This window comes from Bradyrhizobium sp. Mp27, from assembly GCF_029953005.1.
Classification (GTDB): Bacteria; Pseudomonadota; Alphaproteobacteria; order Rhizobiales; family Xanthobacteraceae; genus Bradyrhizobium; species Bradyrhizobium barranii.
Genome location: NZ_JASAUS010000026.1, coordinates 20,196 through 39,406 on the forward strand (window position 1 = coordinate 20,196; position 19,211 = coordinate 39,406).

21 protein-coding genes and 1 tRNA gene are annotated in these 19,211 nt (G+C 64.0%); 13 read left to right on the forward strand and 9 right to left on the reverse strand.

Annotated features, from left to right (window positions below; genetic code table 11):
- Positions 1-32 precede the first annotated feature (32 nt).
- From QJT78_RS16180 to QJT78_RS16205, 6 genes are all read left to right on the forward strand, one after another.
- On the forward strand, positions 33-797 hold the full coding sequence (locus QJT78_RS16180; RefSeq protein ID WP_038942120.1) for an ABC transporter ATP-binding protein: 765 nt from the start codon (positions 33-35) through the stop codon (positions 795-797).
- Positions 794-1,516 (forward strand): ABC transporter ATP-binding protein, encoded by a 723-nt coding sequence (locus QJT78_RS16185; protein WP_028149343.1) that lies wholly within the window; start codon positions 794-796, stop codon positions 1,514-1,516. The genes QJT78_RS16180 and QJT78_RS16185 overlap by 4 nt, the downstream gene beginning before the upstream one ends.
- Positions 1,513-2,523: a branched-chain amino acid ABC transporter permease gene (locus QJT78_RS16190; protein WP_028149342.1), complete on the forward strand. Its 1,011-nt coding sequence runs from the start codon at positions 1,513-1,515 to the stop codon at positions 2,521-2,523. Before QJT78_RS16185 ends, QJT78_RS16190 begins: the two co-directional genes overlap by 4 nt.
- Positions 2,520-3,605, forward strand: coding sequence for a branched-chain amino acid ABC transporter permease (locus QJT78_RS16195; RefSeq protein WP_028149341.1), 1,086 nt, complete (start codon positions 2,520-2,522; stop codon positions 3,603-3,605). The genes QJT78_RS16190 and QJT78_RS16195 overlap by 4 nt, the downstream gene beginning before the upstream one ends.
- 176 nt (positions 3,606-3,781) lie before the next feature.
- Entirely contained in the window at positions 3,782-6,892 is a 3,111-nt protein-coding gene (locus QJT78_RS16200) for an EAL domain-containing protein (protein ID WP_038942123.1), read from the forward strand.
- 1 nt (position 6,893) lies between these two features.
- Entirely contained in the window at positions 6,894-7,955 is a 1,062-nt protein-coding gene (locus QJT78_RS16205; protein WP_049807426.1) for a diguanylate cyclase, read from the forward strand.
- Between the two features lie 35 nt (positions 7,956-7,990).
- On the opposite strand, the gene QJT78_RS16210 is transcribed toward QJT78_RS16205, so the two are convergent.
- The gene (locus QJT78_RS16210; RefSeq protein WP_240537483.1) at positions 7,991-8,440 is read right to left on the reverse strand and encodes a hypothetical protein; all 450 of its coding nucleotides are present in this window, start codon (positions 8,438-8,440) and stop codon (positions 7,991-7,993) included.
- Here QJT78_RS16210 and QJT78_RS16215 point away from each other — a divergent pair.
- The 5 genes from QJT78_RS16215 (at position 8,333) to QJT78_RS16235 (ending at position 12,694) form a co-directional block, all read left to right on the forward strand.
- Positions 8,333-9,475 carry an MBL fold metallo-hydrolase gene (locus QJT78_RS16215; RefSeq protein ID WP_240537482.1) on the forward strand — a complete coding sequence of 381 codons (1,143 nt, stop codon included), beginning with the start codon at positions 8,333-8,335 and terminating at the stop codon, positions 9,473-9,475. The two genes, QJT78_RS16210 and QJT78_RS16215, sit on opposite strands and share 108 nt — an antisense overlap.
- Before the next feature lies 1 nt (position 9,476).
- The gene (locus QJT78_RS16220) at positions 9,477-10,388 is read left to right on the forward strand and encodes a hypothetical protein (RefSeq protein ID WP_038942124.1); all 912 of its coding nucleotides are present in this window, start codon (positions 9,477-9,479) and stop codon (positions 10,386-10,388) included.
- Positions 10,389-10,413: 25 nt separating this feature from the next.
- Positions 10,414-11,133 carry a metallophosphoesterase family protein gene (locus tag QJT78_RS16225; RefSeq protein WP_038952302.1) on the forward strand — a complete coding sequence of 240 codons (720 nt, stop codon included), beginning with the start codon at positions 10,414-10,416 and terminating at the stop codon, positions 11,131-11,133.
- Between the two features lie 104 nt (positions 11,134-11,237).
- Positions 11,238-11,314, forward strand: a tRNA-Arg gene (locus QJT78_RS16230).
- Positions 11,315-11,761: 447 nt separating this feature from the next.
- A complete protein-coding gene (locus QJT78_RS16235; protein ID WP_049807432.1) occupies positions 11,762-12,694 on the forward strand; it encodes a ferritin-like protein in 933 nt (310 codons plus the stop codon).
- A 25-nt stretch (positions 12,695-12,719) separates the two neighbouring features.
- Here the strand turns inward: QJT78_RS16235 and QJT78_RS16240 are convergent, their stop codons facing one another.
- Entirely contained in the window at positions 12,720-12,929 is a 210-nt protein-coding gene (locus QJT78_RS16240; RefSeq protein WP_014491045.1) for a hypothetical protein, read from the reverse strand.
- Between the two features lie 94 nt (positions 12,930-13,023).
- Complete coding sequence (locus QJT78_RS16245; RefSeq protein WP_028151139.1) at positions 13,024-13,467, reverse strand: TspO/MBR family protein; 444 nt, start codon at positions 13,465-13,467, stop codon at positions 13,024-13,026.
- 43 nt (positions 13,468-13,510) lie between these two features.
- Between QJT78_RS16245 and dinB the strand changes: the two genes are divergently transcribed.
- Positions 13,511-14,611 (forward strand): DNA polymerase IV, encoded by a 1,101-nt coding sequence (dinB, locus tag QJT78_RS16250; protein WP_028151138.1) that lies wholly within the window; start codon positions 13,511-13,513, stop codon positions 14,609-14,611.
- A 123-nt stretch (positions 14,612-14,734) separates the two neighbouring features.
- Here dinB and QJT78_RS16255 read toward each other — a convergent pair whose 3' ends face one another.
- The 3 genes from QJT78_RS16255 to QJT78_RS16265 all read right to left on the reverse strand — a co-directional run bounded on the left by QJT78_RS16255 (position 14,735) and on the right by QJT78_RS16265 (position 16,242).
- Positions 14,735-15,028 carry a hypothetical protein gene (locus QJT78_RS16255; protein ID WP_028151137.1) on the reverse strand — a complete coding sequence of 98 codons (294 nt, stop codon included), beginning with the start codon at positions 15,026-15,028 and terminating at the stop codon, positions 14,735-14,737.
- A 205-nt stretch (positions 15,029-15,233) separates the two neighbouring features.
- Positions 15,234-15,527 carry a DUF1330 domain-containing protein gene (locus QJT78_RS16260; protein WP_028151136.1) on the reverse strand — a complete coding sequence of 98 codons (294 nt, stop codon included), beginning with the start codon at positions 15,525-15,527 and terminating at the stop codon, positions 15,234-15,236.
- 25 nt (positions 15,528-15,552) lie between these two features.
- Positions 15,553-16,242, reverse strand: coding sequence for a DNA-3-methyladenine glycosylase I (locus tag QJT78_RS16265; protein ID WP_038942165.1), 690 nt, complete (start codon positions 16,240-16,242; stop codon positions 15,553-15,555).
- 212 nt (positions 16,243-16,454) lie between these two features.
- On the opposite strand from QJT78_RS16265, the gene QJT78_RS16270 reads away from it, so the two are divergent.
- On the forward strand, positions 16,455-17,282 hold the full coding sequence (locus QJT78_RS16270; protein WP_038942164.1) for a metallophosphoesterase family protein: 828 nt from the start codon (positions 16,455-16,457) through the stop codon (positions 17,280-17,282).
- Here QJT78_RS16270 and QJT78_RS16275 read toward each other — a convergent pair.
- From QJT78_RS16275 to QJT78_RS16285, 3 genes are all read right to left on the reverse strand, one after another.
- On the reverse strand, positions 17,221-17,709 hold the full coding sequence (locus tag QJT78_RS16275; protein WP_038942163.1) for a cyclic nucleotide-binding domain-containing protein: 489 nt from the start codon (positions 17,707-17,709) through the stop codon (positions 17,221-17,223). The two genes, QJT78_RS16270 and QJT78_RS16275, sit on opposite strands and share 62 nt — an antisense overlap.
- A gap of 76 nt (positions 17,710-17,785) precedes the next feature.
- The gene (locus QJT78_RS16280) at positions 17,786-18,322 is read right to left on the reverse strand and encodes a GNAT family N-acetyltransferase (RefSeq protein ID WP_028151134.1); all 537 of its coding nucleotides are present in this window, start codon (positions 18,320-18,322) and stop codon (positions 17,786-17,788) included.
- 121 nt (positions 18,323-18,443) lie between these two features.
- Entirely contained in the window at positions 18,444-19,184 is a 741-nt protein-coding gene (locus QJT78_RS16285; protein WP_028151133.1) for a di-trans,poly-cis-decaprenylcistransferase, read from the reverse strand.
- Positions 19,185-19,211 lie beyond the last annotated feature (27 nt).

The following is a 19,211-nucleotide window of genomic DNA, read 5'->3' on the forward strand; positions in this document are numbered from 1 at the left end:
GGAGAGGCTTCCACATTCCCAGAGTTCTCCCGATGGCCCTGACGCTAGAGACGCGCGACCTCACCATCCGCTTCGGCGGCCATGTCGCGGTCAACAACGTCACCTGCACGTTCCGCCCGGGCGAGCTCACCGCCATCGTCGGGCCGAACGGCGCCGGCAAGACCACCTATTTCAACCTGATCTCGGGTCAGCTGCGCGCTTCACACGGCAGCATCCTGTTCGACGGCACCGACATCACGCAGCATTCCGCGCCGCTGCGCACCCGCGCCGGCCTCGGCCGCGCCTTCCAGCTCACCAACCTGTTTCCGAACCTCACCGTGGAAGAGAACGGCCGCCTCGCGGTGCAGGCGGCCAGCGGCACCCATTACGACATGCTGCGGCCCTGGATGGTCCGCCGCGACCTGATCGCCCGCGCCGATGCCATCCTCGACCAGGTCGCACTCGGCAATCGCCGCGGCGTCGCGGCGACAGCGCTGTCGCATGGCGATCAGCGCAAGCTCGAGGTGGCGCTGATGATCGCGCTCGAACCCAAAGTATTCATGTTCGACGAGCCGACCGCGGGCATGAGCATCGATGAGGTGCCTGTTGTCCTCAACCTGGTCGCCCAGCTCAAGCAGGACAAGAGCAAGATCATCCTCCTCGTCGAGCACAAGATGGACGTGGTGCGCTCGCTCGCCGACCGCATCATCGTGCTGCATAACGGGCAGCTCGTCGCCGATGGTCCGCCGGCCGAGGTGATCGCCTCGCCGATCGTGCAGGAAGCCTATCTCGGCGTTGCTCCAAAGAGTGCCGCATGACCGATCTGCTCAAACTCTCCGGCGTGCACACGCATATCGGCCGCTACCACATCCTCCAGGGCATCGACCTCGCGGTCCCGCAGGGCCAGACCACCATGCTGCTCGGCCGCAACGGCGCCGGCAAGACCACGACGCTGCGCACCGTGATGGGCCTGTGGCAGGCCTCCAGCGGCGAAATCACGCTCGCGGGCGAGCGCATCGAGAGCCGCGCCACGCCCGACATCGCGCGACTCGGCGTCGGCTACGTGCCGGAGAGCATGGCGGTGTTTTCCGACCTCACGGTGAAGGAAAACCTGGTGCTGGCGGCGCGCGACGGGCCGCTCGACGATACCCAGCTCGACTGGATCTTCGGCTTCTTCCCCGCGCTGCGCCGGTTCTGGCTGTCGCGGGCGGGAAGCCTCTCGGGCGGACAGAAGCAGATGTTGTCGATCGCGCGCGCCATCGTCGAGCCGCGCAAGCTGCTGCTGATCGACGAGCCGACCAAGGGGCTGGCGCCCGCGATCGTCATGGCACTGATCGAGTGCCTGAAGGAGATCAAGCGCAAGGGCGCAACGATCCTGCTGGTCGAACAGAATTTCTTTGCCGCCCGCGAGCTCGGCGACAACGTGCTGGTCATGGACAACGGCACCATCGTTCATCGCGGCGAGATAGCGGCGCTCGCCGCCGACGTGCCGCTGCAGGAGCGGCTGCTCGGCCTGAGCCTGGAGGCGCATCAGTGACTGAACTCGCCGCAAATGATCCGCTGCCGAAGCCGAAGCGCGATCTCGCGCCGATCCTGCTGCCGGTCGCACTGGCGCTTGCGATGATTCCCCTGGTGGGGTCACCCAGCACCTGGCTGACGCTGACCGCCGCGAGTCTTGCCATGGGCATGATGATCTTCATCATGGCTTCGGGGCTGACGCTGGTGTTCGGCCTGATGGACGTGCTCAATTTCGGCCACGGCGCCTTCATCGCCGTCGGCGCCTATGTGGCAACCCTCGTGCTGGCGCCGTTCGCGGCCTCGATGCAGGCGGATTCGCTGTGGATCAACCTCGCGGTGCTGGCGCCGGCGGCGCTGCTGTCGATGGCGGTGTCCGGCGCGCTCGGCCTGGTCGTCGAGCGTGTGCTGATCCTGCCCGTCTACGGCCAGCATCTGAAGCAGATCCTGATGACGACGGGCGGCCTGATCGTCGCCGAGCAGACGCTCTATGCGCTGTGGGGACCGCAGATCATACCGATGCCGCTGCCGACATCGCTGCGAGGCTCCTTCATCCTCGGCGACGTCGCGATCGCCAAATACCGCGTGCTGGCGATGCTGATCGGCCTCGCCGTCTTCATCGCGATCCAGCTCGTGCTCAACCGCACCAAGCTCGGCCTGCTGATCCGCGCCGGCGTCGAGAACCGCGAGATGGTCGAGGCGCTCGGCTATCGCATCCGCCGCCTGTTCCTCGGCGTGTTCATGACGGGATCGGCGCTCGCCGGCCTCGGCGGCGTGATGTGGGCGCTCTATCGCGAGCAGGTCCATGCCTCCATGAGCGACGACCTCACCGTCCTGATTTTCATCGTCGTCATCATCGGCGGCCTCGGCTCGATCGGCGGCTGCTTCATCGGCGCCATCCTGGTCGCGATGGTGGCCAATTACGGCGGCTTCCTGGTGCCGAAGCTCGCCCTCGTCTCCAACATCCTGCTGATGGTCGCCATTCTGATGTGGCGGCCGCGCGGCCTCTATGCGGTGACCAGCCGATGATGCTCCTGTCAGGCGATCCGCCCAAGAGCCGCGTGCTCACGCTTCTCCTCATCGTCATCATCCTGGCGCTGGCGGCGACGCCGTTCCTGTTTCCGGGCGCCAAGGCGCTGAATGTCGCGGCCAAGATCTGCGTCTTCGCCGCGCTCGTCGCCTCCTACGACCTCCTGCTCGGCTATACCGGCTCGGTGTCGTTCGCCCACACCATGTTCTACGGCATCGGCAGCTACGCCATCGCGATCGCGCTGTACGGCATGGGCCCGAACTGGGCCGCGGTCGCAACCGGCATCGTCGTCGGCCTGCCGCTCGCGGCGCTGCTCGCGCTCGCGATCGGCCTGTTCTCGCTGCGGGTCGCCGCGATCTTCTTTGCCATGATCACGCTCGCGGTCGCCTCCGCCTTCCAGGTGCTGGCTTCGCAGCTCTCCTGGCTGACCGGCGGCGAGGACGGTCGCAGCTTTCAGCTGCCGGAGTTGCTGCGGCCCGGAACGGTGCTGATCTCCAAGAACCTGTTCGGATTCGAGATCAATGGCCGCATCCTCACCTTCTACCTGGTGTTCGCCGTCTCGGCCCTGATGATTCTCGCCTTGTTGCGTGTCGTGAACTCGCCGTTCGGACGCGTGCTCCAGGCGATCCGCGAGAACCGTTTTCGCGCCGAGGCGCTCGGCTTTCGCACCGTCTTCCACCTGACCTACGCCAACTGCCTCGCCGCGCTGGTTGCCGCCAGCGCCGGCATTTTGAACGCGCTGTGGCTGCGCTATGCCGGTCCCGACACCTCGCTCAGCTTCTCGATCATGCTGGACATTCTGCTGATGGTGGTGATCGGCGGCATGGGCACGATCTACGGCGCGATCATCGGCGCCACCATCTTCATCCTCGCCCAGAACTACCTTCAGTCGCTGATGGGCGTGGCCTCCAAGGCGGCGAGCGAAGCCGGCCTGCCGTTGCTGCCGGGGCTGTTGCATCCCGACCGCTGGCTGCTGTGGCTCGGGCTGCTGTTCATCGCCAGCGTCTACTTCTTCCCGACCGGCGTCGTCGGACGTCTGCGCAATGCCGGCCGCGACAAGAGCGCGGGCGCTTCGCATTAAGCTGCGGTTAATGATGCAGCGCAGCGGTTGTGATGGGCACGGCACAACCGCGACGTGATTCCCGCCCCACTGCATAGGGGCGCGACTGCACAACCGGATTAATGCTTAGGTAACTGGCTTTCCTAAGGTTTGCGCCATTTGTGCGGTGTATTCCTGTCCTTCCAGGGAGGGGGGAAATGCGCCAGGTCTTTTCCACGGTGACAGCCGGAATGTCATCAGCCGCGACCAACGGCTGGGCGGCCTTGGCGCGGCGTGGTCCTGTCCTCTGGCTGACCCTGTGCGGCGTGTTGCTGGTCGCCGGGATCTTCGCCGTGACCGCCATGGCCGTCGGCGAATTCCGCGAACGCACCCTAGCCAACCGCGAGCGCGAGCTGGAAAACACGGTACAGCTGATCGCACGGCACTTCGATCAGCAATTCCAGGATTCCGACGTCGTCGCCGCCGACCTGATCGGGCAGATGAACCTGCCGGGGATCAGTTCGGCCCAGATGTTCCGCGAGCGGATGTCGGGACCAGCGGCCAATGAGATGCTGCGGGGCAAGATCAGCGCCGTATCCTATCTCGGCGACATCGTGATCTACGACGCCGATGGCGAGATCATCAACTGGTCGCGGTCCCAGCCGCTGCCCAGGATCAACGTCTCCACGCGCGCCTATTTCCAGAACTTCAAATCGAACCCGATGGCCGAGCCGGTGGCGCTTGAGTCCGTCCGCAGCTTCCTCATCGGCAAATGGACCACGATCGTGGCGCGCCGGCTGAGTCTGCCAGACGGCACCTTCGTCGGCGCAATGGTCCGGCGCATCGATCCGGACAGCTACCAGAACTATTTCGCATCTGTCGCGCTCGCCGAGGGTACGGCGATCTCGCTGTTCGATCGCGAAGGCAAGATGCTGGCCCGCTATCCGCATGCCCAAGAGCTGATCGGCAGGAATTTCAAGGACGCGCCGTTGATGCGCAAGATGCTGGCCGAGGGCGGCCGGCACACGCTGCGCGTCAAGGGTCCGATCGACGGCGAGGACCGCCTCGGCTCGGGGGCCTCGCTGTCGCATTTCCCGCTGGTCATCGTCGCGACCAACACCACGAGCGCCGCGCTGGCCGACTGGCGTCAGCAGACCGGCTTCATGGTCACCACGGCGACGCTTTCGGCGATCGTGATCGCGTTGATCCTCTTCCTGATCATCCGCCAGATCAGCCGGCAGAACCGGGAAGCCCAGGAGCGGATCGAAGCCGAACGGCTGCGGCTCGACACCGCCCTGAACAACATGTCGCAAGGGCTGATCCTGTACGACGCCGCCGGATTTATCGTCACCTGCAACCGCCGCTACTCCGAGATGTTCGGCCTGTCCCACGACATCATCAAGCCCGGCTGCCACATCCGCGAGGCGATGCAGCATCGCAAGGAGCGTGGCGCGTTCGGCGGCGACGTCGAAACGTTCTGCGCCGATGTGATGCGGGTCGTCGCCGAAGGCAAGGTTTCGAGCAGGATCCACGAGCTGCCCAACGGCCGCGCCTTCCAGGTCATCAACACCCCGCTGGCGCAGGGCGGATGGGTCGCCACGATCGAGGAAATCACCGAGCGGCGCAATCTGGAGCAGGAACGCGACCGCAACTACATGTTCCTGCGCGAGATCATCGATCACATCCCCTCGCAGATCACCGTGAAGGATGCCCTGACGCGGCAATATCTGCTGGTCAACCGGACCGCCGAGGAGCAGTTCGGCCAGTCGGGTGACGTCATCGTCGGCAAGACTCCTTTCGACATGTATCCGGAGGCCGCCGCCAGGATCGTCACCGACGACGACAGCAAGGCGCTGCAGGCGCCCGGGGGAATGTTCAAGGACGAGCACGCCTGGCAGAGCCAGACCAAGGGACCGCGCTACATCACCTCGACCCGGATCGGCATTCGCGACAAGTCCGGCGAGCCGCGCTACCTCATCAGCGTCGTCGAGGATGTCACCGAGCGGCGGCGCGCCCATGAGAAGATCGCGCATATGGCGCATTACGATGCGCTGACCGACCTGCCGAACCGCACTCTGTTCCGCGAACAGATCGAACGCGAGCTGGCCAAGGTCGCCGGCGGCGAGCAGTTCGCGCTGCTCTATATCGACGTCGACGAATTCAAGGGCATCAACGATTCGCTCGGCCATCACGTCGGCGACGAGCTGCTGAAGGCGATCGCGACCCGGCTGCGCGGCTGCCTCAAGAAGAGCGACCTGATCGCGCGGCTCGGCGGCGACGAATTCGCCGTGATCCAGAGCGGAATCCAGTCTTCTGCGGACGTGCTGTCGTTCGTGACGCGGATCTACGAGGCGATCCGCCAGCCCTATCACTGCCTCGGCCATCAGCTCTCCACCGACGCCAGCATCGGCATCGCGCTGGCGCCGCAGGACGGGACCGATCTCGACCAGCTCATCAAGCACGCCGATCTTGCGATGTACGGCGCCAAGGCCGAAGGACGCCGCACCCATCGCTTCTTCGAGCCGGAGATGGATGCGAGCGCCAAGGCGCGCCTGACCATGGAGCAGGATCTGCGTCAGGCGCTGGTGAACGGCGGCTTCGAGATCCACTACCAGCCCCTGGTCGACCTGCGCACCAACGACGTGTCGGGCTGCGAGGCGCTGCTCCGCTGGCGGCATCCCGAACGCGGCTGGGTGTCGCCGGCGGAGTTCATTCCGATCGCCGAGGATACCGGCCTGATCAACGAGCTCGGCGACTGGGTGCTGCGCATGGCCTGCAACGAGGCCGCGACCTGGCCGGTACATGTGCGGATTGCGGTTAACGTCTCGCCGGTGCAGCTCAAATGCGACACGCTGGCGCTACGGATTGCCGGCGCACTCGCCGCCTCCGGGCTCTCTCCCTCCCGGCTCGAGCTCGAAATCACCGAGGCCGTGCTGATCCGCGACGACGAGGCCGCGCTCTCGATCCTGCACCAGCTCCGTGCCATCGGCGTGCGCATCGCGCTCGACGATTTCGGCACCGGCTATTCCTCGCTGAGCTATCTGAAGCGCTTCCCGTTCGACAAGATCAAGATCGACCGCTGCTTCGTCGCCGACATCGCGGAGACCAGCGGCGCGCCCGTGATCGTGCAGGCGGTGGTGAACATCGCCGCGGCGAGCCACATGACCACCGTCGCCGAGGGCGTCGAGACCGAGGCGCAGCGCGAGATGCTGCGCGCGCTCGGCTGCACGGAGATGCAGGGTTATCTGTTCAGCAAGCCGAAGCCGGCCGCCGAGGTGCGAAAGCTGTTCGGTCCGAACGATGCCGCGCCGGTGGCGGCGGTGGCCTGAGATGGCGAAGCCGCGGAAAACGTCAGCGAAAGCCGTCGACGTCGCGGATTCCTATGCCGTGCGGCTGATGCAGCATCTGGTGGTGCCGACCTTCGTGATCGACCCCAAGCGCCGCGTCGTGATCTGGAACAGAGCCTGCGAGCGGCTAACCGGCGTCCCCGCTGCGGAGGTGATCGGCACGACGAAACACTGGCAGGCCTTCTACGAGACGCGGCGCCCCTGCCTCGCCGACCTGGTCGCGCTCGACCGTCCCGAGCAGCTGCCGGAATTCTATTCGGAGTATGCCGCACGCGGCCACAACGGGCTCGGCTTTTCCGCGGAGAACTGGTGCGTGATGCCCAAGCTCGGCAGCCAGCTCTATCTCGCGATCGACGCCGGCCCCATCCATGACGAGGCCGGCCAGCTGATCGCCGTGGTGGAGACGCTGCGCGACCTCACCGACCAGAAGCGCGCCGAGATGGCGCTGAAGGAGCTCGCCACCAAGGACGGGCTGACCGGCCTGTCGAACCGGCGCGCCTTCGACCAGATGCTGATGAGCGAATGGGCCCGCGCCCAGCGGACGCAGAAGCCGATGGCGCTGCTGTTCGTCGACGTCGATCATTTCAAGCTGTTCAACGACCGGCACGGCCACCAGAGCGGCGATGAATGCCTGCGCGCGGTCGCTGATGTCGTCAGCCGCCATGCCGTGCGCCCGCTCGACCTCGCCAGCCGCTATGGCGGGGAAGAGTTCGCGCTGATCCTGCCCGACATGGATTGCGATGCCGCCTGCGCCATCGCCGAGGAGATCCGCGGCACCGTCAAGGCCTTGCGGATCGCTCATGGAGCTGTTGGCGCCGGCGACCACGTCACCCTCAGCGTCGGCGTCGCCAGCCATATTCCCACTGAGGCCGACGGCAGCCCCGACCGGCTGCTGGGTGCGGCCGACGAGGCGCTCTATGCGGCAAAACGGCTCGGCCGCAACCGGGTCATCTGCTCCGAACGCCTGCTTGCGGAGTTCGCGCGCGCCGATCGCGGCTCGCCCGGGATTGAAGTCGCCGCCAATCGCCGGTCCAGCCGGGGCTGACGTTCATCCCCCCGAAGGTTCTATTGCGTTCGGCCTCACCAGCAGGTGATGTTGCGCCGGAACAACACGGACATTTTCTTCTCGAAAAGCCGCAATTTCTCGGGCGCTCGTTTGAATATAGATAAGTCGTTGCCTGGAGCCGTATTCGCTTTGAAATTTCCCCGCCCATCTCGCAGTGCCCTCCCCTCCGCCAAAAACGCCATCGCCTGGTCGCGAGTGACGGCCGAACCCGGTTCGGCCGCCAAGACCAACCGCTGATGACCGAAGCAGCCGGTTCGTTTCGCGGACGTGTCCACCGCGGAACGCAGCAAATTGGTGGCACCTGCATCGAGCTCGAGGCCGCGGGCGAACGAATCCTGCTCGACCTTGGCCTTCCGCTGGATGCCGACGGCGCGTCCGACGATCTTCGCCCGCCTGTGGCCGGGCTTCGCGCCGAAGATCCAACCCTGCGTGCGGTTGTCCTGTCGCACGGACACGGCGATCATTGGGGTTTGCTCCCCCTGTGCAGACCCAATGTCCCCCTCGCCATGGGCGCTGCGACCGCGCGCATCATGTGTGCGGCAGCTCCTTTCGTGCCCAACGCCTTCGTGCCGAATGTTTCATTCGAGCTGAACGATCGCAGAACCTTCCAGATCGGCCGGTTCAGCATCACGCCCTATCTTGTCGATCACTCGGCCTATGATGCCTATGCGCTGCTGATCCAGGCTGCCGGCCGGCGTCTGTTCTACAGCGGCGACATCCGTGCGCACGGTCGCAAGGGCGGTCTGTTCGAGCGATTGGTCAGCAATCCGCCCCGCGGTATCGACACGATGCTGATGGAGGGGTCGAGCCTCGGCCGTCTCGACGAGCACACGCAATTCCCGACGGAGGACGACATCGAGGCGAGGCTGACCCAGAGTTTTAAACAGCCAGGCTTCGTCATCCTCTCGGCGTCCGCGCAGAATATCGATCGCATCGTCAGTATCTATCGCGCCTGCAAGCGTAGCGGCCGGACGCTGCTGCTGGATCTCTACGCAATGGAGATATTGCGGGCCACCGGCAACGAGCGCCTACCGAACGTCGGCTGGCCCAATTTGTCGGTCTATGTGCCGGAATATCAACGGCGGCAGATCGCAAGGAAAGAGCGCTTCGACCTGCTGGATCCCTACAAATCCGCACGGATCTACCGCGAGCGCATCACCGAGATCGCCGATCGCACCGTGATGCTGTTTCGCCCGGCGATGGCCGACGACGTGGAGACCGCAAATCTCTGGCCCGGCACCAGAGCGATCTGGTCGCAATGGGACGGATATTTGAACGATGGTCCCGGCGCCCGGCTGAAGGCGGATCTCGCGACACGCGGCGTTCCCATCGAGATCATCCACACCTCGGGCCACGCCAGCATCCTGGATCTCAAGCGGCTCGCGAACGCAATACAGCCGGACAGGCTGGTGCCCGTTCACACATTCGAAGGCGACAGTTTCTCCAGATATTTTGACAACGTCACGCGACGCAGCGATGGCGAATGGTGGGAGGTATGAGATGAGCTTCAGACGCGGAATCCGGGGCGACGACTTTCGCAAGGCACTCGAGACACTCGCCCAGCAGGATGGGTGGTGGAAAGACGTTCTCGCCGATCCCACACTCATCATCGGCATTCGGGACGAGTACCTGAACGTCTATTGGCAGGGACAATCCATCTTCAAAGTGTCATTCAAGGGCGGGAAAGTGACCGCCTCGACGCACGAAAAGTATCTGCTGAATCCGGACTTGAAGGATCAGATTTCGCTCGTCGAGGGGGAGTTCGCCTTCGGCAAGGCCGAGCAAAGGATGCTGACGCGCGACTACGAAGGCGCAGAGACGCTGGCGAAGCTCAAAAGGGCCGCATCGCCCTATTCCGGACAGGAGAAGGAAGGCGTCCACGAGATCGCGACGTCCAATCTCTCCGTCGTCGACGTGGAGATTGCGATCAACGCATCCGGCGTCCCCGGCATCAAGCGGAACCTCCCCCGCATGGACCTGGCGAACTTCGAAACGACGGCGACCGGCGTGGATCTAGTGTTCTGGGAGGCCAAGACGTTCAGCAACCCCGAGCTGGAGAACGGCGACATCGTCGGTCAGCTCGGGGACTATCAGAAGGTGATCGACCTTCACAAGACGGAGTTCGATGACAGCTATCGATGGGTTGCGAAGAATCTGGCCGAGATGGCGGAATGGAGCAACGGACACCGCAATGTGGCTGCGGCGATCAGCGCCGTTGCGAAGGGGGCAAAGATCAACGTGAGCAGCGCCAATGTCGGGCTGCTCGTGTATGATTTCACCGCGGTTCAACGCGATCGCAAGGACAAGGACGACAAGACGCTGAGCGACAGAGTGATTGAATCGCTCGCGAAGGTGGGCGTGGGTCCGGAGCGGATCAGGTTCAAAGGCACGACAAAGGGTCTCACCATCTGAGTTGGCACGCGGGAGAAACCTGGCTTTGCATCCTCCCGAGCACGAAGAGCTCACCTTCGCGATCGGCGACATCCACGGCTGCTTTGAGAAGCTGACGTCGCTTCTCGCCGCGTGCGACCAGATTTGCGGCCTGCGGAGCGCCCGATTCGTCCTTGTCGGAGACTACATCGACAGGGGGCCCCAAAGCCGCGAGGTGATGGATTTTCTCGTCGGCGGCCATGGGAAGCAGGACCGCCCCTTCGTCTGTCTGCGGGGCAACCATGAGGAGATGCTGCTTCGCGCGGCCGACATGGAGCGCACCGACCGGGACCTGATGAATTGGTGGGGAAACGGCGGCGAGCAGACGCTCGACAGTTACGGGATCGACGATCCGGCCGATCTGCCGCGCGAGCATCTCGACTGGATCCGCGCGCTTCCGCTGATGAAAATGGAGCATGGACGAATTTTCGTCCACGCAGGACTACGGCCGGATGTACCGCTGGCGTCGCAGTCCGAGCGAGACTTGCTCTGGATCCGGGAACCCTTCCTGTCGTCGGATCATGACCACGGGCTTTTCGTTGTCCATGGCCATACGCCGGTCCGGTCCGGGACACCTGACCTGCGAGCCAACCGGTTGAATCTGGATACCGGCGCCTGCTTTGGCGGCCCGCTCACGGCGGCCGTGTTCACCACCTCGGAGACGGGCCCGCTGATGTTTGTAAACGATTCCGGCGAGATCTCGGGACCGGCCGCCCTCCGGGATTGAAGAGCGAAGCATTAAGACCAGGAATTGGGCGATGCTGGGCGGCCGGGCCCGGGCAAAGCGGAGGTTGCCCACCCCCCGCCAATCGGCTAAATGAACCTCGACTAGCACCCGTAGCTCAGCTGGATAGAGCGTTGCCCTCCGAAGGCAAAGGTCACACGTTCGAATCGTGTCGGGTGCGCCAGTCTCCTTGCTCTTTACCGAGACTGCGTGCCGGACCGAGACTGTGTGCCGGCTTTTGACGCTGTAACGGCACCATCCATCAGATGTTGCGGCTCGCAATCTGGCCTTCGCAACGACGCGCGCGTCCGGCTAAGCATGTCGAATGGAACAGTGGTCACAAATCTCTGACCAGCTGCGCAATTGATTGCACCCTTAAATTGTACTATTGTTTATGGGTTGCGGAAAATGAGCCTGATCGCAGGATGTTTCTGGTCGCGATCATCGGGGCAGGTCCGATTGTAGGCGTGATGTCGCAGACCGATATCCGGTTATTGTCGGACTGAACCACCCCCAGGAGCGCTCGTCCCGCAAGCAATGAGCCAGCACGGAACCTGCTTGACGACGTCGGTCCAGTGGCGGCGCAAGGAATAGGGCTTCGCAATCAACCGAGTCGGGAGGGGTGCTTCAGATGAAAACCATCGCCCAGTTCGTCGAGGATCGCATTACGACGCTTTCCGACCTGAAAGACGCACTCCAGACCGCGATGCAATTGGAGTTCTCCACCATCCCGCCTTATCTTTGCGCGCAATGGTCGATCAACAGCGACCCGGGCGGCGTCGGCGGTATGATTGAGGACATTGTGGTGCAAGAGATGTATCACTTTGCCTTGGCAGGCAACATGCTGACCGCGATCGGCGGCGTGCCATCCATTGCCAATGCGGCCTTCATTCCGAGCTACCCAACCAACGTCCTGCCCGGAGGAATTCTGCAAAAGTTGCCCGTTGATCTGAAGCCGCTTACGCCAGATCAAGTTCAGGTCTTCATGCAGATCGAGTATCCGGAATTTCCACCGGTCGCGCTCACCGCAAGAACGGGACCCGCGACGATCGGTGATTTCTACGATGCGATCGCCGAGGGTTTCACCACAGTCAATCCCACGATCAATGCCAGCGCTTTCGCGGTCAATTCAGGGGAAGCAACGCCGATCAAGAGCATTCCCGATGCGCAGGCGGCGATCCTGCTGATCAAGGGCGAAGGTGAAGGTACGGAAGGCTCTCTTAACCAACCCCCAACCGGCAATGCAACATTCGCCCACTATTATGTCTTCAAGGAAATCTACACCGAGAAAACGCTGGTGCAGGATGCGGCTGGCCATTGGAGCTTTACGGGAGCACCCATCCCGTTTCCGACCTGGCTCGATTTTCAGCAATCGACCGTCACACCGAGTCCGTCGCTTGCGTTCAATCAGGCCCTGTCGCAGCTCTTGATCGGCCTTCAAACGTGCTGGACAAGCGGTGCAAGACCCAGCATCGGCGCCATGTTCACACTTCAGTCGCTTGGCACGGACCTCATCCAGCAGGGCATTCGTCCGGAGTTCCTATGGGCGCCTCCGTCGGCATGAACTCCGGATCTGCCGCCTGCCTCCCTCACGTCAGCATCGAGATGATCGATTGGATCTGATCGGAGGCGGACGTCACCAGGGCGTCATACGACGTATGACCGTGCGCGGCAGCCTTCAAAATGCATTCGGCGACAGCGGCTTTCAGACCGAACACCGACTGATCGGCCGGCACGCTCGCCATCACGGTCTCGAGGGCCTGGCGCATGGTCTGAATGAGCTCGGAGCTGTATTGCATTGGCTGTCCTCCGCGCTCCCATATAGGAACGCGGGCCTAGGCTCACCACTCACAAGCCTGAGATTGCTCTTTGATGAACCTTGGACAAATCGCCTCAATTCAAGCGCCAGATGGCCGCATTGAGCAGGCCGGCAAAGGCGACCCAGGCTGCGTAAGGCACGAACAACGCGGCGGCCAGCCTGTCCCGTGATGTCTCGAGACTGATGTAGGTCACGATCGCGACGAACAGGCAAATGAGTATGACGAGCGCGGCTCCGATCTGGTGCATCGTGAACATCACCGGGGACCAGACGAAATTGAGCGCCAGCTGCGCGGCCCAGACCTGCATCGCTCGACCCGACGGCTCACGGCGAAAAGTCCGCCAGCCCGCAACCGCGATCATGACGTAAAGGATGGTCCAGGCCACCGGGAACGCCCAGTTCGGCGGCACGAAACCCGGCTTGGCAAGGGCCGCATACCATTCTCCCGGAAGATTGGTCGCGCCGATCAGCCAGCCGATGCCGACCACACCGACGACGAAGACTAATAGCTGAAGCATCCATCACCTCGCGCTTCTCTTCGGGCAATTGTATCATCGTCCCATGAGCGAATCCGGCACGGTGACTGGCGAGGCCACGCCCGTCCGCAAGATCATCCATATCGACATGGATGCCTTCTATGCGTCCGTGGAGCAGCGCGACAATCCGGAGCTGCGCGGCAAGCCGGTCGCGGTCGGCGGCTCCGCGGAACGCGGCGTCGTCGCGGCTGCGAGCTACGAGGCCCGCAAGTTCGGCGTTCGCTCCGCGATGCCGTCGGTGACCGCGAAGCGGCAATGTCCCGACCTGATCTTCGTCAGGCCGCGCTTCGAGGTCTACAAGGCGATCTCCAGGCAGATCCGCGAGATCTTTGCCGAGCACACGCCTGTTATCGAGCCATTGTCGCTCGACGAGGCCTATCTCGATGTGACGGAGAATTTGCAAGGCATCCCGCTGGCGCGGGACGTCGCCTTGCTGATCCGTGAGAAGATCAAGGCCGAGACCGGCCTCAACGCTTCGGCGGGCATTTCCTACAACAAGTTTCTTGCAAAGCTCGCCTCCGATCATCGCAAGCCCAACGGTCAGTTCGTGATCTCGCCGGAAATGGGCCCCGCCTTCGTCGAGACGCTGCCCGTCGGCAAGTTCCACGGGATCGGTCCGGCGACCAGTGCGAAGATGAATGCGCTCGGCCTGTTCACCGGCCTCGACATCCGCAACCAGACGCTGGAGTTCATGAATGCGAATTTCGGCAAGTCGGGCGCCTATTACTACTGGATCTCACGCGGCGTCGACGATCGGCCGGTCCGGGCCAACCGGATCCGCAAGTCGATCGGCGCGGAGACGACGTTCTCGACCGACCTCGACGAATACGGCGCGCTGGCCGCCGAGCTCAAGCCGCTCGTCGACAAGGTCTGGCGCCATTGCGAGACGACCGGCAACCGCGGCCGCACCGTCACCCTGAAGATCAAGTTCGCCGACTTCGAGATCATCACGCGCAGCAGGTCCGTCACAGCGCCGGTTGCAGGCCGGGACGACCTGGAGCGGCTGGCCTGCGGCCTGCTCGAGACCGAGATGCCGCTGCCCAAGCGCGTCAGGCTCGTGGGGGTATCGCTGTCTGCCCTCCAGGACGGCGACGATGCGGAGCCGCAGCTGACTTTCGGTATTTGAACCAGACTGGAAAGCCCCGCCGCGAACGCGAGATCCTTGTCCGCGGCGCGGCTCCAAACCAGTCATGGAAGGTGGCGGGATTTTTAGACCCGCCGCCGATAAAGGCCGATCCGCTCGGGCCAATCAATGCCTCACATGCTCGAACACGACGATCACGCCCGTCGGCTCCGGCTCGTGGGCCATCAGGCGCGTGAGGTCGGCATCGCTCCAGTCGGCGAGGCTGACGACTTCGCCGGTCTGGCGCTCGGCGCCGACCGACGGGGTCGGCTCGAGCACCTTCAGGCCCGTTTCGTCGACGAAGAAGGTGTGCTCGCCGAACATGCTGTTGAGCTGCGGCATGGCGGGATGTTCGTCGGGCAGCACCTGGGCGCCGAGTTGGTTGACGGTCTGCTTCACCTGTTCGGATGTGAGCTTCATGAGCTGCTCCGTTTCTGTCGTGCCGGGTTTCAGTGAGTTGAGCCAAAACGGGCGTTCCCTGCGCCTGTGTCGCCTGGCTCAAATTCCCGAACGGGTGTTGCGCACGAATGTTCCGGAAAAATGCATTTCGTGATCGCGAGTTTCATCCGCCGCGCTCACGGCACGGGATCGCCACACGATGCACACGATCCGCCTGTCGATGCCGCTATTCGGCGGCTTCGACGATCCGGATGTCGCGGTCGGCACCGTCGCCGAGCAGGTCGTGAGCGGCCTTGTAGGCGGGACTTTCATACGCCGCCCTGGCGCGCTCGACGCTGTCGAACTCGATGAGAACGACGCGTTCCATCAGGCCGTGCTCGTAGGCCGCAACCGGCATCCCGCGCGCGAGCACGCGTCCACCGGCGGCCTCGATGGCCGGACGCGACAGCTTGGCGTAGGCCGCCATGGCGTCGGGGCTCTTGATCGCGCGGTAGGTCGCAACCCAATAGGCTTTTGCCATTTTGTTTCTCCTGGTTTCTCGTGACCTAATGCTCGCCTCGGTTCTCGCCAACCGATAGCGCGCAGATGCGTGACAGATATGTGTATGGCAGACCCGTCTCCTCGGCCCAGGCGTTGAACTGTGCCTGCACTTTTGCGAGATCGCCCTTTGATTTGACCTCTTCGGCGACGTCGAGGCCGGCATCGCGCAGGCAGGCGACGACATCCCTGGAGGTGACAAAACCATCCCAGCCGACGAAGCGCAGCAGCATCTGCCCGGTGTTGCCGCCGAGCCGGCTGCCGCGCTTGGTCAGGAGATCGAGCAGGCCGACCTCGTTGGATGGCGGCCATTTCGCCAGAAACTTGCCGAAGCTGCCGTGCTCTTTTGCGATCTCCTGGACGAAGCTGGCGTTGTCGCGCACCGACATGATCTTGGCGCCGTTGCGCACGATGCGCGCGTCGCGCAAGAGGCCCTCCCAATAGTCCTCGGGCTGGAAGGTCAGCTTGGCCGGCTGGAAATGCAGGAACGCCGCTTCAAAGCCGTCCCATTTCGAATCGATCACGCTCCAGGCAAAGCCCGCGCAAAACACCCGCCTGGTCATCTCGGCGAGGATGCGATCGTCGCCGAGCTTGGCCAACCCCTTCAGGTCGGGCTTCTCGGGCATCAGCTTGTCGAGCGCCTTGGGGCCGCCCTTGCGTTTCTCGGCGCGGGCACGAATGGTCTTGAAGGAGGTCATGCGGATACGGGCGTTTGAGGATGCGCCACGACATCAGAACTCGATGACACGGTCCAGCCCTGCGGTGCCAGGCCACCTGCGCACGCCAATGCGCCGCAGCATGCGGCCGGCCATTGGCCTGACGAAGAGAGCAGCCATTCTGGTCTGCTTCTTGCTTTGTAAATTCCGTTTTGGACTTCCCAGACCTTTTCAAACCCGCCCATGGATTTTCAATGCGCTGCCTGGTCGTGGCCGATTTGCACTACTCGCTGCCGCAGCTCGACTGGCTGGCCAGCGCGGCGGCGCAGTTCGATCTCGTGGTATTCGCCGGCGATGCGCTCGACATCGGCTCGATGGTGGATTTTCGCGCGCAGATCGTGGTGGTGAAGAAATACCTCGCGCTGCTCGCGGCGCAGACCCGCGTGATCCTCTGCTCCGGCAATCACGACCTCGACGAGCGCAATGCGGAGGGCGAAAAGATCTCGCGCTGGATCTCGGAGGTGCGGGAGCTCGGGATCACTTGCGACGGCGACAGCCTCGCCATCGGCGAGACGCTGCTCACGGTGTGCCCGTGGTGGGATGGCCCGCTGGTCAAGCAGCGCATCGTCGAGCAGCTGCGCGACGCCGCCGCCAACCGTCCGCAGCGCTGGATCTGGGCGCATCATGCGCCGCCGGCGAATTCACCGACCAGCTGGGGCGGCAAGCGCTTCTTCGGCGATGTCGATCTGGTACAGTGGATCATGCAGTATCAGCCGTCGATGGTGATCTCGGGCCATGTGCACCAGTCGCCCTTCATCGCCGACGGCTCGTGGTTCGACCGGCTCGGGCAGACATGGGTCTTCAACGCCGGCCTGCAACCGGGACGGCCGCCAACGCATATCGTGCTGGATCTCGCTGCGGACAAGGCATTCTGGCTGGCAGCGGGCGAGGCGCAGTGGATCGACCTCGGCGCGCCGCTGAAGCGGCCCGCAAACACCGTCGAGGAGCCGCCGGACTGGCTCACATCCTTGGATCGGATTGCCGATCCGAGCCTGGCGAGACCTCGTGCGGCGGCAGGTTGATCATGCTCTGGAGCACCTCGCCGACCATGGCGAGATGCGTGCCGTGGCCGGCATATTGCCGCTTGAGATCGGCGAGATAGGTGTTGGCGGCGTTGAGACGCTGCGCCAGCGTGCGCGCGAGCAGCAGCGCCACCTCCGGCTTCTGTATGAGGAATGACGCCGCGTCCTCGAACTCATAGATGACCGAATCCGAGCTGGCCCGCACCGTCGCGGTGTGCGGCAGCCCGAGCAGCACGGACATCTCGCCGAACACGGCGCCGGGCTCGGTGATGGTCGCGACCACCGTGTCGCTCTTGAGCACGTCCAGTTTGCCCTCGACGAGCACGTAGAGGTGGCCGCTGCTGGTGCCGCCCTCGGTGACGACCGACGTGCCGGCGTTGACCTGCCGCTCCGTTCCGCCGGTGCAATGATCCAGAACTGCGCGCATCGCCGAAGCTCCCATCGCTGGGGAAATCCAGGCGATACTAGAGCACGATCCGTGCCAGGCGGCAACGCGCGGACGGCTACCGCGACAGGCGCTTTGCGAGGTGAACCGACTGCCAGTCTCCGAGGCCGGTATCCCTGAAGCCTGCCTTCTTTGCCAGACCACGCATCTCGGCATTTGTCCGCGCAGTCTCGGCGGCGATCATCTCGTGGCCAAGATCGGTCGCCCGCGTCTCCATCGCCGTCATCATCTGCAAGCCGAGGCCCAGGCGCTGGAACGCATCGGCGACCGAGATAGCAAACTCGCCATGCGGTGCAGTCGCATCATAGGCGTAGCTCGCTTCGCTGATGATGGTGTGCTGCCCTTCCTGCCTGACTTCGGCGAGCAGCGTGAAATGACCGGGACGGCCCGTCCTCGCCACGCATTCGGCCGCGACCAGGGCGAAGTCGGTACGCGCGCCCATGAAGCGCTTGTGGCGCGACGTCGTGGACAGGCCGGTGAAATAGACCGACAGGTTCTCGACATCGGATACGCCGGCGGTCCTGATGCAGACCATGCCCTTCGCTTCGGCCAGTTCGACCGGCTCGACGACGGCTCCCGGAAACAGCTGTGACATGCGTGATGCTCCCGGCAGGTTGCGTGGACCGCACACCTAACCGAGACCGCGCTTCCGCGGCTTGGACACCACTGCCAATCATGCGGCTGAAAACGAACAGCTCGTTGTCCCGTGCCGTGCATCACACTCGGGAGAGTGACGGCACCTCGTCGGGCATGATCGCCTGGAGGCCGCCGAAGCGGCGCTCACGGCCGTGGAAGGACGCCAGAGCCGCGGAGAGATCGCCCGCGTCGAATTCGGGCCACATCCGCTCGGTGAAGTGCAGCTCGGCATAGGCGCCTTCCCAGAGCAGGAAATCCGACAGCCGCTTCTCACCGGAGGTGCGGATGATGAGATCGACGTCGCGCAGGCCCGCTTCGCCGGTGACCAGCTGCGAGAAGGCTTCGCGGGTGAGGCTCGTCAGTGCGGCTGCCTTCGCTGCGGCGTTGAGGATGGCGTCGCGCGCGGAATAGTCGACCGCGATGCGCAGGTGAAGCGCGCTGCCGTGCGCGGTGGCGTCTTCCGCGCGCGCGATCGCATTGGCGATGCCGTCGGGCAGACGGTCGCGGCGACCGATCACGCTGAGGCGCACCCCGTTCCTGGCGAGACTCTGCACCTCGCTGGCGAGATAGAAGCGCAGCAACGTCATCAGCGCGGCGACCTCGGTTTTCGGCCTGCGCCAATTGTCGGTGGAGAAGGCGTAGAGCGTCAGCGTCCCGATGCCCTGCTTGGGCGCGGCCTCGACGATGCGGCGGATCGCCTCGACGCCGGCCTCGTGGCCGCGCACGCGCGACAGGCCGCGGCGCGTCGCCCACCGCCCGTTGCCATCCATGATGATGCCGACGTGAAGCTTCTCGCTGCGAGAGGTCATGTCGCTTTGCATTGCAAAGTCTCCGGTCAAAAAAGGGGG